General features: G+C 57.2%; 13 protein-coding genes. 8 read left to right on the forward strand and 5 right to left on the reverse strand.

Annotated features, from left to right (window positions below):
- Positions 1–489: 489 nt before the first annotated feature.
- The 3 genes from ACSZPU_RS17280 to putP form a co-directional block, all read right to left on the reverse strand.
- The gene (locus ACSZPU_RS17280; protein WP_499001248.1) at positions 490–780 is read right to left on the reverse strand and encodes a fimbrial biogenesis chaperone; all 291 of its coding nucleotides are present in this window, start codon (positions 778–780) and stop codon (positions 490–492) included.
- Positions 705–1073, reverse strand: coding sequence for a fimbrial biogenesis chaperone (locus ACSZPU_RS17285; protein WP_499001250.1), 369 nt, complete (start codon positions 1071–1073; stop codon positions 705–707). Before ACSZPU_RS17285 ends, ACSZPU_RS17280 begins: the two co-directional genes overlap by 76 nt.
- Before the next feature lie 276 nt (positions 1074–1349).
- Complete coding sequence (gene putP / locus ACSZPU_RS17290; RefSeq protein ID WP_499001252.1) at positions 1350–2858, reverse strand: sodium/proline symporter PutP; 1509 nt, start codon at positions 2856–2858, stop codon at positions 1350–1352.
- Positions 2859–3267: 409 nt separating this feature from the next.
- Between putP and putA the strand changes: the two genes are divergently transcribed.
- Positions 3268–7230: a trifunctional transcriptional regulator/proline dehydrogenase/L-glutamate gamma-semialdehyde dehydrogenase gene (gene putA / locus ACSZPU_RS17295; protein WP_499001254.1), complete on the forward strand. Its 3963-nt coding sequence runs from the start codon at positions 3268–3270 to the stop codon at positions 7228–7230.
- A gap of 117 nt (positions 7231–7347) precedes the next feature.
- Positions 7348–7743, forward strand: a complete 396-nt coding sequence (locus tag ACSZPU_RS17300; RefSeq protein WP_499001257.1) for a lysozyme inhibitor LprI family protein — start codon at positions 7348–7350, stop codon at positions 7741–7743.
- Here ACSZPU_RS17300 and rutR read toward each other — a convergent pair.
- Complete coding sequence (gene rutR, locus ACSZPU_RS17305) at positions 7740–8378, reverse strand: HTH-type transcriptional regulator RutR (RefSeq protein ID WP_499001260.1); 639 nt, start codon at positions 8376–8378, stop codon at positions 7740–7742. The two genes, ACSZPU_RS17300 and rutR, sit on opposite strands and share 4 nt — an antisense overlap.
- A gap of 278 nt (positions 8379–8656) precedes the next feature.
- Here rutR and rutA point away from each other — a divergent pair, with 278 nt between their 5' ends.
- Genes rutA through rutF form a run of 6 tightly spaced genes read left to right on the forward strand, consistent with a single transcriptional unit; the run spans position 8657 to position 12734 of the window.
- Entirely contained in the window at positions 8657–9748 is a 1092-nt protein-coding gene (gene rutA, locus ACSZPU_RS17310) for a pyrimidine utilization protein A (protein WP_499001262.1), read from the forward strand.
- Positions 9748–10440, forward strand: a complete 693-nt coding sequence (gene rutB, locus ACSZPU_RS17315) for a pyrimidine utilization protein B (RefSeq protein ID WP_499001265.1) — start codon at positions 9748–9750, stop codon at positions 10438–10440. The genes rutA and rutB overlap by 1 nt, the downstream gene beginning before the upstream one ends.
- Positions 10441–10449: 9 nt before the next feature.
- The gene (gene rutC, locus ACSZPU_RS17320) at positions 10450–10836 is read left to right on the forward strand and encodes a pyrimidine utilization protein C (protein ID WP_039078653.1); all 387 of its coding nucleotides are present in this window, start codon (positions 10450–10452) and stop codon (positions 10834–10836) included.
- 7 nt (positions 10837–10843) lie between these two features.
- Positions 10844–11647 (forward strand): pyrimidine utilization protein D, encoded by an 804-nt coding sequence (gene rutD / locus ACSZPU_RS17325; protein ID WP_499001266.1) that lies wholly within the window; start codon positions 10844–10846, stop codon positions 11645–11647.
- On the forward strand, positions 11644–12234 hold the full coding sequence (locus ACSZPU_RS17330; protein WP_499001267.1) for a malonic semialdehyde reductase: 591 nt from the start codon (positions 11644–11646) through the stop codon (positions 12232–12234). Before rutD ends, ACSZPU_RS17330 begins: the two co-directional genes overlap by 4 nt.
- A 14-nt stretch (positions 12235–12248) precedes the next feature.
- A complete protein-coding gene (gene rutF, locus ACSZPU_RS17335) occupies positions 12249–12734 on the forward strand; it encodes an NADH-dependent FMN reductase RutF (RefSeq protein WP_499001270.1) in 486 nt (161 codons plus the stop codon).
- Here the strand turns inward: rutF and ACSZPU_RS17340 are convergent, their stop codons facing one another.
- The gene (locus tag ACSZPU_RS17340; RefSeq protein ID WP_499001272.1) at positions 12735–13655 is read right to left on the reverse strand and encodes a DMT family transporter; all 921 of its coding nucleotides are present in this window, start codon (positions 13653–13655) and stop codon (positions 12735–12737) included.
- Positions 13656–13793: the final 138 nt, after the last annotated feature.

Consider the following 13793-nt stretch of genomic DNA (forward strand, 5'->3'; position numbering starts at 1 on the left):
GGCCTCATTTCTCGCTGCCGTCCAGATCAGATGCATCGCTCTCTGGGCTAAAATCTTGTGACGACACTATCTAGTAATCGGCACAGAATTGTAAATACACCACATTCTTATACCAACACCTGGTACCCCGGTGTCAAATAACGTATAACCACTACTCGTTGTTGTAAGGTATGGCAAACTACCCTTCCCGAGAAGTTCGTAAATTGTAGATGTATTACAGTTTACATATATATAAGCCCCCCCCGTCCCCCCGCCGATCGCGAAAGAATTGCCAATGGTTTGCCACTTTATCAACGTTGCCGGGACAGAGATTGTTGCAGGTAGGGTGTTCCCCCCGATAGTCCGCGGCCCCCCGCTGCTTATACTACAATATGCCTGGCACAGCGGGCTTAATACAATCAGCCCCGAGAAAAGAGCGAGTTTCACAACAAAACGTATTATCTTCATCATGTATTTCCCTGCCCCATAAGGAGCGCACACGAGGTTAAATTATTGGTGATGGTAAGCGGCTTCATGCCGGGTATAACTGCCATAATCATTGATAGTGGTAAAAAAGACTTTCCCTTGTGCGGCCTGTTCCTTTCCCGGCAGAAGAAATACCTGTTGTCCTTTTGCCGGGCACATTCCACTTTGTCTGATATCTTCCGCCCCGGAGGGCGACGTCAGCCGGATATCCTGAAAAGAAAGAGTAAATGCGGTGGGGTTTATGCACTCGATTGCATTATGATTTCCCCGCCGCCAGCGCAATTGCAAAACCGCCTCCTTCGGTGAACCCGGCAACCCTTCCGGCCGATAAAACTGATACGCAGGGACTGCCCTTTTCCCGGATCGATGCGAAAAATCGGCGGCATAATAATAAATGGCGGCCGGGCCTCATTCCCCTCACCCGCATCCACCCATGCCTGAATCAGCCGGGGTTCGCTGGCTTCGTTTTTCAGGCCCAGCGTCGTTTCTTTTTTCCCTTCCGGGTAAATCACGCGGGTGGCGTCAAGCTGGATGCCAGCATGAACAGCAGGCATAAAAATAAACAGTACAGCAAATAAATAAAGAAAATGAACCGCACGTCCTGACATATTTCCCCTCCATGGAAAAAGAATACGGCTGATGCGCAGTTATAAAGAAGGGAGTTGTCGCTGGGGAGATATTGTATTCACTCAGGATACCGGACGCAGAAGGCGTATTCCAGACGTGGGTTTATGATGTCCGTGCCTGTTAAGGCAACTGCCTGTTGATATAGCAGGGAGAAACGAGCTTCTGCAGAAAATAGCGTGAAAATCTGAAATGTCTTCTGTAACAATTTTACCGTTTAACTCCCTCCCCCTACGCAGGGAGAGGGAACACGCCAGTACTTACTCGGCCTGCAAACGCGTCGGCGGCGCAGAGTGGTAATGCGCATCCGCTTCGGCGAAGCGTTCTTTCATCTCGCGGGTTGGCGCGGCACCCAGCAGGCTGAACACCACAATGCCCAGGCTACCGAACACGAAGCCTGGAATGATTTCATATAGCCCCAGCCAGGCAAACTGTTTCCAGACGATAACGGTCACCGCACCGATAACCATCCCGGCCAGCGCGCCGTTGCGGGTCATTTTCGACCACATGACGGAGAAGAGCACGACCGGACCGAACGCGGCACCAAAACCGGCCCACGCATAGCTGACCAGGCCCAGAACGCGGTTTTCCGGGTTCGCCGCCAGCGCAATAGAGACCAGCGCCACCAACAGCACCATCACACGGCCAACCCATACCAGCTCTTTCTGCCCGGCTTTTTTACGCAGGAACGCTTTGTAGAAATCTTCCGTCAGTGCGCTGGAGCACACCAGCAGTTGGCAGCTCAGGGTAGACATCACCGCCGCCAGAATCGCCGACAGCAGGATCCCGGCAATCCACGGGTTAAACAGAATCTGCGCCAGCTCAATGAACACACGCTCGGCGTTTTGATTGACCGCCCCGGCCTGTTCCGGATGGTTATTGAAGTAGGCAATACCGAAGAAGCCCACGGCAACGGCCCCGGCAAGACACAGAACCATCCAGGTCATGCTGATACGACGGGCATGCACGATGCTGTGGTGGGAATCGGCGGCCATAAAGCGCGCCAGGATGTGCGGCTGACCAAAGTAGCCCAACCCCCAGCCCATCAGCGAAATGATGGCGACGAAGTTCAGCCCTTTCAGCATGTCGATATTTTCGATGCTTTTCTGCTTGATCACTTCCATCGAATCCGCAAAGCCGCCCACGGAGAGGATCACAATCACCGGCGTCAGGATCAACGCGAAAATCATCAGGCTCGCCTGCACGGTATCGGTCCAGCTTACCGCCAGGAAACCGCCAATAAAGGTATAGATGATGGTTGCCGCCGCACCCGCCCACAGCGCGTGCTCGTAGGTCATGCCGAAGGTGCTTTCAAACAGGCGCGCACCCGCCACAATGCCGGAGGCACAGTAGATGGTGAAGAACACCAGAATCACCACAGCGGAAATGATACGCAGCAGGCGGCTTTTGTCTTCGAAGCGGCCGGTAAAGTAGTCCGGCAGCGTCAGGGCGTTGTTGTTTACCTCGGTGTGCACACGCAGACGGCCTGCCACCAGCTTCCAGTTGACCCACGCGCCGAGCGTCAGGCCAATGGCAATCCAGCTTTCAGAAATCCCGGAGATAAAAATCGCTCCAGGCAGCCCCATCAGCAACCAGCCACTCATGTCCGACGCCCCGGCCGATAAGGCGGTGACTAACGGCCCCAGACTACGACCACCTAAAATATAGTCATCAAAGTTTTTCGTTGAACGCCATGCGAAGAACCCGATGAGAATCATGCCAAAGATATAAATAAGAAAGGTCACCAGCAGCGGTGTGCTAATTGCCATTAATGAAGGTCTCCAGGATTATGCGTCGACGAATATCTTTTTCGCCGCTTATTTCACCACCGGAACGGGGTGGCGATGTGATTGTTGTTATGAAGCGCCCGTATCCTGCCGGAAGCCTCGGTTATTCACAATTGATTTAACACAGCATTTACATCAATTTCATCCTGAAACCGTTACTATTTCTTCCCAGGTTGCACCATGTCACACTTTTAAAGGTTGCACCTTAAAAAAGTGTTATACAGCGCAAGATTACCCCTCACAAACAGTAAGACCAAAACGAAATCACCGTCACATATAATTAACTTATCATTCAATATTCACCTTGTTAACGCGGTCACATTTAACAAGGTTGCACAAAGTTGCAACATGGTGGATAGTTTGCTCACAACAAAAATCGCAGGAGAAAAACATGGGTACTACCACCATGGGCGTTAAACTTGACGATGCGACGCGTGAGCGACTGAAATCCGCTGCTGCATCGATTGACCGCACACCACACTGGCTGATTAAGCAGGCCATTTTTAGCTACCTGGAAAAGCTCGAAAATAACGAAATGATCCCTGAGCTGCCTGCCACCCATGCGGGCCAGTCTGCTGATAGTGACGAAACCGATAGCAGCGGTGAAGAGAGCATCCAGCCCTTCCTCGAATTTGCCGAAAACATTTTACCGCAGTCGGTTTCACGTGCCGCTATCACCGCGGCCTGGCGTCGCCCGGAAACCGATGCAGTGCCGATGCTGCTTGAACAGGCGCGTCTCCCTCAACCTGTCGCCGAAAGCACTCAACATCTCGCGACGCAGCTGGCGGCGAAACTGCGTAACCAGAAGACCGCGACCGGGCGTGCGGGTATGGTGCAAAGCCTGTTGCAAGAGTTTTCCCTCTCCTCTCAGGAAGGGGTAGCGCTGATGTGCCTGGCGGAAGCGTTGCTGCGTATTCCCGATAAGACCACGCGCGATGCGCTTATCCGCGACAAAATCAGCAACGGCAACTGGCAATCGCATATCGGCCGCAGCGCCTCGCTGTTCGTTAATGCCGCCACCTGGGGCCTGCTGTTTACCGGCAAACTGGTCTCCACCCATAACGAAGCCAGCCTGTCGCACTCGCTGAACCGCATTATCGGCAAGAGCGGCGAACCGCTGATCCGTAAAGGCGTGGACATGGCGATGCGCCTGATGGGCGAGCAGTTCGTTACCGGGGAAACCATCGCCGAAGCGCTGGCCAACGCCCGCAAACTGGAAGAGAAAGGGTTCCGCTACTCTTACGACATGCTGGGTGAAGCCGCGCTGACCGCCGCCGACGCCCTGGCCTACATGGTCTCTTACCAGCAGGCGATCCACGCCATTGGTAAAGCCTCCAATGGCCGCGGTATTTATGAAGGCCCAGGGATCTCCATTAAGCTCTCTGCTCTGCACCCGCGCTACAACCGCGCCCAGTACGACAGAATGATGGAGGAGCTCTACCCGCGGCTGAAATCGCTGGCGCTGCTGGCCTGCCAGTATGACATCGGCATTAACATCGATGCCGAAGAGGCCGACCGGCTGGAAATCTCCCTCGACCTGCTGGAGAAACTCTGCTTCGAACCGGAACTGGCGGGCTGGAACGGCATTGGTTTTGTCATTCAGGCCTACCAGAAACGCTGCCCGTTCGTCATTGATTACCTGACAGATCTGGCATCGCGCAGCCGTCGCCGTCTAATGATTCGCCTGGTGAAAGGCGCGTACTGGGATAGCGAAATCAAACGCGCGCAGATGGACGGACTCGAAGGCTATCCGGTCTATACGCGCAAGGTGTACACCGACGTCTCCTATCTGGCGTGTGCGAAAAAACTGCTCGCCGTACCGAATCTGATTTACCCGCAGTTCGCCACCCACAACGCCCACACCCTGGCGGCTATCTACCAACTGGCGGGGCAGAACTACTATCCGGGTCAGTATGAGTTCCAGTGCCTGCACGGCATGGGTGAACCGCTTTATGAACAGGTGGTGGGGAAAATCTCCGACGGCAAACTGAACCGCCCGTGCCGCATCTATGCCCCGGTGGGCACACACGAAACGCTGCTGGCTTACCTGGTGCGCCGCCTGCTGGAAAACGGGGCCAATACCTCCTTTGTTAACCGCATTGCCGATACCTCACTGCCGCTCGATGAACTGGTGGCGGATCCGGTGCTGGCGGTGGAGAAACTGGCGACACAAGAGGGCCACGTTGGCCTGCCGCACCCGAAAATCCCGCTGCCGCGCTGGCTGTACGGCCAGGGGCGCATCAACTCAGCCGGGCTGGATCTGGCCAACGAACATCGTCTGGCCTCCCTCTCCTCTTCCCTGCTGAACAGCACGACGCAGAAATGGCTGGCCAAACCACTGCTGGAAACCCCGGTGGCAGAAGGTGAAATGGCGGCGCTGCTGAACCCGGCCGAGCCGAAAGATATTGTCGGCTATGTCCGGGAAACCACCGGCAGTGAAGTGGCGCGTGCGCTGGAAAGTGCGGTGAACAACGCGCCTATCTGGTTTGCCACCCCGCCCCAGGAGCGCGCGGCCATTCTCGAACGCGCGGCGGTGTTGATGGAAGATCAGATGCAGACGCTGCTCGGCATTCTGGTACGTGAAGCGGGTAAAACCTTCAGTAACGCCATTGCCGAAGTTCGCGAAGCGGTCGACTTCTTGCGTTATTACGCGGGCCAGGTGCGGGAAGATTTCGCCAACGAAACCCACCGTCCGCTAGGCCCGGTGGTCTGTATCAGCCCGTGGAACTTCCCGCTGGCGATTTTTACCGGACAAATCGCCGCCGCGCTGGCGGCGGGCAACACCGTACTGGCCAAACCGGCAGAACAGACGCCGCTGATTGCCGCACAGGGCGTGGCCATTTTGCTGGAAGCGGGTGTGCCGCCGGGCGTACTGCAGTTATTGCCGGGCCGTGGTGAAACCGTGGGTGCACAGCTAACTGCGGATAACCGCGTACGCGGAGTGATGTTTACCGGCTCAACCGAAGTCGCCAGCCTGTTACAGCGCAATATCGCCACGCGTCTGGATCCGCAGGGTCGCCCGACGCCGCTTATCGCCGAAACGGGCGGGCTGAACGCAATGATTGTTGATTCATCCGCGCTGACCGAACAGGTGGTGGTCGATGTGCTCGCCTCGGCCTTCGACAGTGCCGGGCAACGCTGTTCGGCGCTGCGCGTACTCTGCCTGCAGGAAGAGATCGCTGAACACACGCTCACCATGCTGCGCGGTGCGATGGCGGAATGCCGGATGGGGAATCCGGGTCGCCTGACGACGGATATCGGTCCGGTCATCGACAGCGAAGCCAAAGAGAATATCGAGAAACACATTCAGGCCATGCGCGAGAAAGGCCGTCCGGTGTTCCAGACCGCGCAGGAAAACCCCCAGGACGCCCGCGAATGGCGCACCGGCACCTTTGTGATGCCAACGCTGATTGAGCTGGAGAGTTTTGACGAGCTGAAAAAAGAGGTCTTTGGCCCGGTGCTGCACGTGGTGCGCTACCGCCGCAACGATCTCGACAAACTGGTGGCCCAGATTAATACCTCCGGCTATGGCCTGACCCTCGGCGTTCATACCCGTATTGATGAAACCATCGCTCAGGTGACCGGCAGCGCTCACGTCGGCAACCTGTACGTCAACCGCAATATGGTGGGTGCCGTCGTGGGCGTGCAGCCCTTTGGCGGCGAAGGACTCTCCGGTACCGGGCCAAAAGCCGGTGGGCCGCTGTATCTCTATCGCCTGCTCGCCAGCCGTCCACAAGAGGCCATCAAGCAGACGCTGTCTCGCCATGACGCCCGCTTCCCGCTCGATGCACAATTGAAACCGACGCTGACCCAGCCGCTGGATGCGCTGGCGCAGTGGGCCCAGAACAACCCGGCCTTACAGGCCATTTGCCAACAGTTCGGCGAACTGGCCCAGACCGGGATCCAGCGCGTGCTGCCCGGCCCTACCGGTGAGCGTAACACCTGGACGCTGTTGCCTCGCGAGTCTGTACTTTGCCTGGCCGACAACGAAGAAGATAGCCTGACGCAGCTCGCGGCGGCACTTGCCAGCGGCTGCCAGGTCCTGTGGCCAGATGATGAGCTGCACCGCACCCTGAGTAACAGCCTGCCGGAGAACGTCAGCGCAAGGATTACGCTGGCGGCAACCGATGACCTGCTTTCGCAGCCGTTTGATGCGGTGATTTATCACGGCGATTCCGATCAGTTGCGCGAGCTGTGCGGGCACATCGCCACCCGCAGCGGAGCTATCATCTCGGTGCAGGGTTTTGCCCGCGGAGAGAGCAATATTTTGCTCGATCGTTTATGGGTCGAGCGTTCGCTGAGCATTAACACCGCAGCCGCAGGCGGCAACGCCAGTCTGATGACCATCGGCTAAAAGCGCAACATTCCCCGGTGACCTACGGCGAACCGGGGCTACAATTAAGCGCGATGCCGTAGTACCGTATGCCGGATACGCGCAATGCTATCCGGCATTTTTTCATACGGAGAAAATATGAAACGTTTTTTGATTGCAGGGGCGTTTTTGCTGGTCAGTGCCAGCGCGCTGGCGGATGAATGTGACAACGCCAGTACCCAGTCAGCGCTGAACATGTGTACCGCCCAACAAGCCCAGGCGGCTGATAAGAAGCTGAATAAGACCTGGCAGGAGGCCCTCAAGCGCGCGACGCCAGGCCAGCGGGATCTGATGAAAAAAGCACAACAGGCGTGGATTAATCTGCGCGATGCCGACTGCGCCTTTATCGACACGGGCACCGCAGGAGGCAGCGTCCAGCCCATGGTCCATAACCAGTGCATTACTGACAAAACCATTGAACGGGAAGCCTGGCTCTCTTCATTGTTGCAATGCGAAGAAGGCGATTTAAGCTGCCCGTTACCGCCAGCACATTAACGTACGCGGATGCCGACGGTTACCATCCGCTGCACGTTTTCTACCGTGCGCTGAAAAAAGGCCTCATCCTGTAACGTTGTGCCGGTCACCGCCTCGACCTGGGTGGCAAAGTCGGCATAATGTTGGGTTGAGGCCCAAATCATAAAGATCAGGTGGTGCGGATCAACCGGCGCCAGTTTGCCGCTGGCGACCCAGCCGGCAATGATGGCCGATTTCTCTTCCACCAGCGCTTTCAGCGATCCTTCCAGTTCCGCTTTGAGGACCGGCGCACCCTGTAGCATCTCCATACAGAACAGCCGCGATGCCTGCGGATTATCACGCGAGACCTCAAGCTTTAAGCGAATGTACTCCTGAATCGCCACCAGCGGGGTAAAGTCCTCGCGAAAGGCTTTTAGTGGTGCCAGCCAGATAGCGAGGATCTGTCGCAGCACGGCAAGGTACAGCTCTTCTTTCGACGGGTAATAGTAGAGAAGATTGGTTTTTGACACTCCTGCCCGCTCCGCCACTTTTTCAATGCGCGTACCGTGAATGCCATACAGGGAAAAAGTCTCGAGCGCGGCCGACAGAATCGCCTCTTTTTTCTCGTTCACTGCCCGGGTCCGTTTGCCCACTTTTTTTGCCGTCTCCTGCGCCATGTTTTTCTCCTTACTGATTTTTCTCAGCATACCAAATGGCGTAAGCCGACTCGACCCCTGCACAGCCATGGCGCAAAGATGCCTGTTTTTTGTGCACTGTTTTTGACCATTTAGTCCACTTTTTTAGCCTGCATTTCGTCAACTTTTGTTTAACACGTTAATAACAATGCAATTTTCAAAACTGGCATCCCCTTTGCTAACTCATTGATGCGAGGCTTACAGGAGAGTGCAGGATGCAACGCCACGCCCGACGTTCACCCGACAACGCGAGGTACGAGATGAAAATTGGTGTTTTCGTTCCGATTGGCAACAACGGCTGGCTAATTTCCACCCATGCGCCGCAGTACAAACCGACGTTTGAGCTCAACAAGGTGATTGTGCAAAAGGCCGAGCATTATCACTTCGACTTCGCCCTGTCGATGATTAAGCTGCGCGGTTTTGGCGGCAAAACAGAATTCTGGGATCACAACCTGGAGTCCTTCACCCTGATGGCGGGACTTGCCGCCGTGACATCGCGGATTCAGATCTACGCTACCGCCGCCACCTTAACGCTGCCGCCCGCCATTGTGGCGCGCATGGCCTCCACCATCGACTCCATTTCCGGCGGTCGTTTTGGCGTCAACCTGGTCACAGGCTGGCAAAAGCCGGAATACGACCAGATGGGCATCTGGCCCGGCGATGAGTACTTCTCACGCCGTTATGATTACCTGACCGAATATGTCCAGGTGCTACGTGATTTGTGGGGCACCGGGAAAAGCGATTTCAAAGGTGAGTTCTTCACCATGAACGACTGTCGCGTCAGCCCGCAGCCAGGCCAGCCCATGAAAGTGATTTGTGCCGGGCAAAGCGATGCTGGCATGGCGTTTTCAGCCCAGTACGCAGATTACAACTTCTGCTTTGGCAAAGGGGTTAACACGCCGACGGCCTTTGCCCCTACCGCGCAGCGAATGTGCGAGGCGGCGGAAAAAACCGGGCGCGACGTGGGCTCGTATGTGCTGTTTATGATCATCGCCGATGAAACCGATGAGGCCGCACGCGCCAAATGGGAACACTACAAGGCCGGCGCGGATGATGAAGCCCTGGCGTGGCTGACCGAGCAAAGTCAGAAAGACACCCGCTCTGGCAGCGACACCAACGTGCGCCAGATGGCTGACCCCACCTCCGCCGTCAATATCAACATGGGTACGCTGGTCGGTTCGTATGCGACTGTCGCACGCCTGCTCGATGAGGTCGCTACCGTTCCCGGTACCGACGGCGTGCTGCTGACATTTGATGATTTCCTGGGCGGCATTGAAGCCTTCGGTGAGCGTATCCAGCCACTGATGAACTGCCGCAGCCAGATCCCTGCCCCAACCCGAGAGGTCGCCTGATGATTACGCTTAACGCCCGTCCCGATTCGCTGCGTTTCGACCCGGCGCAGAGCGCGCTGATTGTGGTGGATATGCAAAACGCCTACGCCACGAAAGGGGGATACCTCGACCTGGCGGGGTTCGATGTCTCCGCCACCGCCCCGGTGATTGCGCAGATTAAAACCGCTGTTGCCGCCGCGCGCGAAGCGGGCATGCTCATCATCTGGTTCCAGAACGGCTGGGATGACCAGTATGTGGAAGCCGGTGGGCCGGGTTCACCAAACTGGCACAAATCGAATGCGCTCAAAACCATGCGCAAGCGCCCTGAACTACAGGGAAAACTGCTGGCGAAAGGCGGCTGGGATTACCAGTTATTGGATGAGCTGGTGCCACAAGAGGGCGACATTGTCCTGCCGAAGCCCCGCTACAGCGGCTTTTTTAACACCCCGCTGGACAGCATTTTGCGCAGTCGCGGCATCCGCCACCTGGTGTTTACCGGGATTGCCACCAACGTGTGCGTCGAGTCGACGCTACGCGATGGCTTCTTCCTTGAGTATTTCGGCGTTGTGCTGGAAGACGCCACCCATCAGGCAGGCCCGGCCTTCGCCCAACAGGCCGCACTGTTCAATATTGAAACCTTCTTTGGCTGGGTCAGCGATGTTGAAACTTTCTGCAACGCCCTGTCACCCCAGCCACTGGCCAACATTGCTTAGGAGAACGCCATGCCAAAACAGGTCATTATTCCCCCAGGAACCACCACTCCGATCGCCCCCTTTGTTCCCGGTACGCTGGCGGATGGCGTGGTCTACGTCTCCGGTACGCTGCCGTTTGATAAGCAAAACAATGTGGTTTACCCCGGCGACCCAAAGGCGCAAACCCGTCACGTGCTGGAGACGATCCGCACAGTTATCGAAACGGCGGGCGGCTCGATGGAGGACGTGACGTTCAACAGTATTTTTATCACCGACTGGAAAAATTACGCCGCGATTAACGAAGTTTATGCGGAGTTCTTCCCCGGCGATAAGCCCGCCCGTTTCTGTATTCAGTGTGGGCTGGTCAAGCCGGAGGCACTGGTCGAAATCGCCACCGTCGCGCACATCGCAAAGTGAGGTTTGCATGAAACTGACCCTCAGTGAGCCGCCCTTTGCGGGCGCGCCCGTGGTGGTATTGATAGCCGGACTGGGTGGCAATGGTAGCTACTGGCTGGCGCAAACGGCGGCCCTGCAAACCCGGTTTCAGGTGGTCAGCTACGACCAGTGCGGCACCGGCAATAACCCGGCGACGCTGCCGGACGGCTACAGCATGGCGGATATGGCCGCAGAGCTGCTGAGCGCCCTGCAACAGGCGGGCATCGACCGATTTTGTGTGGTCGGTCATGCGCTGGGAGCGTTAGTTGGATTACAGCTTGCGCAGGATTACCCCCGCAGCATCAGCGCGCTGGTGCTGGTCAACGGCTGGCTACAGCTGAGCGACCACACCCGCCGCTGCTTCCACGTGCGCGAGCGCTTATTGCAGGCCGGCGGCGCGCAAGCGTGGGTCGAAGCACAGCCGCTGTTTCTCTATCCCGCCGACTGGCTGGAAGAACATGCCCCGCGCCTGGAGGCGGAAGAATCCCTCGCGCTGGCGCATTTTCAGGGGGAGCACAACCTGCTACGGCGACTGAACGCGCTGAAACAGGCCGATTTCAGCGCCACGGCGGCGCAGATTCGCTGCCCGGCACTGATTATCGGTTCCCGGGACGATTTGCTGGTGCCCTGGACCTGCTCGCAAAGGCTGCACCACGCCTTGCCCAATAGTGAGATCCGGCTGATGGAACGTGGCGGACACGCCTGTAATGTCACCCACAGTGACGCCTTTAATACCCTGCTACTTAGCGGACTGGAAACCTTACTGCCGATTGCCGAAAAGGAGTTGTTATGAGTGAAGCCGTGAACCAAAGCGCGCTGAACACCCTGTTTTATGACGCCCGCAGCCACAACGGCTGGCAGGACCGGCCGGTGAGTGACGCGACCCTTGCCGGGATTTACGAGCTGGTCAAAATGGGGCCGACATCGGCCAACTGCAGCCCGGCACGTTTTGTGTTTATTCGCAGTGAGGAAGGTAAAGAGCGGCTGAGTCCGGCGTTATCGAGTGGCAATCTGGCCAAAACCCTGAGCGCCCCGGTAACCGCGATTGTCGCATGGGACAGCGAATTCTATGAACGGCTGCCGGAACTCTTCCCCCACGGCGATGCGCGAAGCTGGTTTACCTCCAGCGCGCAGCTGGCGGAAGAGACCGCGTTTCGTAACAGCAGTATGCAGGCGGCGTATCTGATTAGCGCCTGCCGGGCCTTAGGGCTGGATACCGGGCCAATGTCCGGTTTTGACCGCGCGCTGGTGGATAAGACATTTTTCAGCGGCACCACATGGCGCAGTAATTTGCTGATCAATATCGGTTACGGCGATGCCAGCAAACTGTTTGGTCGTCTGCCGCGACTGGCGTTCAGCGACGCCTGCCAGCTACTTTGAGAGGGGATGAGGCGATGAATCAACAGACATTTCGTGACGCCATGTCCTGCGTTGGCGCGGCGGTCAATATCATTACCACCGACGGTGACGCAGGCCAGGCTGGATTTACCGCCAGCGCGGTGTGCAGCGTCACCGATTCACCGCCAACGCTGCTGGTCTGCCTGAACCGCGCAGCCTCGGTGTGGCCAGTGTTCGACAACAACCGGGCGCTGTGCGTGAATACGCTGTCTGCCGGACAGCAGGCGCTGTCGAATTTATTTGGTGGGAAAACGGCGATGGCAGAACGCTTTGCCGCCGCATCGTGGCAAACCGGGGAAACGGGTTGCCCACGGCTGGAGGGGGCGCTGGCTTCCTTCGATTGCCACATTACGCAGGTGGTGAGCGTGGGGACGCACGATATTCTGTTTTGCGAGATTAAGGCTATTGTCCACCATCCCGCGCCAGAGGGGCTGGTGTGGTTCGATCGTCACTACCACACCCTGATGCGCCCGGCCTGCTGATCAGGATTCCGGCTCGACTGTTGTTTCCGGCGCTGCCAACGGCGCCGCTTTCTTTTTCAGTTTCAGTTCGCAGACCAGCACACCCACAACGATAAACACACCGCCTAAGATAGCCAGCATCGGCAGGCGCTCACCGGCCATGCGGCCAAAAATACCCGCCCACACCGGTTCCCCGGTATAGATAACCGTCGCACGGGTTGGCGAAACACTACGTTGCGCCCAGTTCATGGTGACCTGAATAATGGCGCTGAAAATACCCAGCCCCGCCGCCAGTGCGAGCAGTGTCGGGGAGATCTCCGGAATGGATTCACCGGCTGGTGCCATCGCCGCAAACGCCACCAGCGATGCGGTCAGCAGTTGCACAACGGTGACACGCCGTACGTCCACCCTCCCGGCCCAGGCGCTGATCAAAATGATCTCAGCGGCAATCGCCACCGCGCCGACCAGGGTGATGATTTCGCCTTTCCCCAGCGCCAGCATGTTGCCATCCGGCCCGGCCAGCAGAATCAGACCAATAAATGCCAGCACAATACCGACGCAGGACATCAGCCCCGGCATACGCCCCAGGCACAGCCATTGCAGCAGCGGCACCAGCGGGACATACATGGCGGTGATAAAAGCCGATTTACTGCTGGGAATCGACTGCAGTCCCCAGGTTTGCAGGCTGTACCCCAGCGCAATCGCCACGCCGATGGCGACACCGGCTTTCACTTCAAGCCAGGTGATCCCTTTAAGCACTTTAAAGGAGAGTAACGCCACCGCCAGCGCCGCCGTCGCGAAACGCAGGCCGACAAAAAAGAACGGGCCGCTCAGGGTGACGGCATATTGCACGGCAAGGAATGTCCCACCCCAGAACATGGTGATGAGGATTAGGAGAGCTTCCTGAGGTTTAACGGAGAACTGGAATCGCGAGGTACGCATGTTGCAAACCGGTTAACGGAAACCATCTAGTTTGCGACCTGCGGCACATTTCTTCAACTCAAAAATAAATATCCTCCGGCATAGCCGGAGGTTTTTCTGATGCGCCTATAAGGCTCTCTTACCAGCCGCGCCCTAACA

It is taken from the genome of Phytobacter sp. V69 (genome assembly GCF_965644215.1).
Lineage (GTDB): Bacteria > Pseudomonadota > Gammaproteobacteria > Enterobacterales > Enterobacteriaceae > Phytobacter.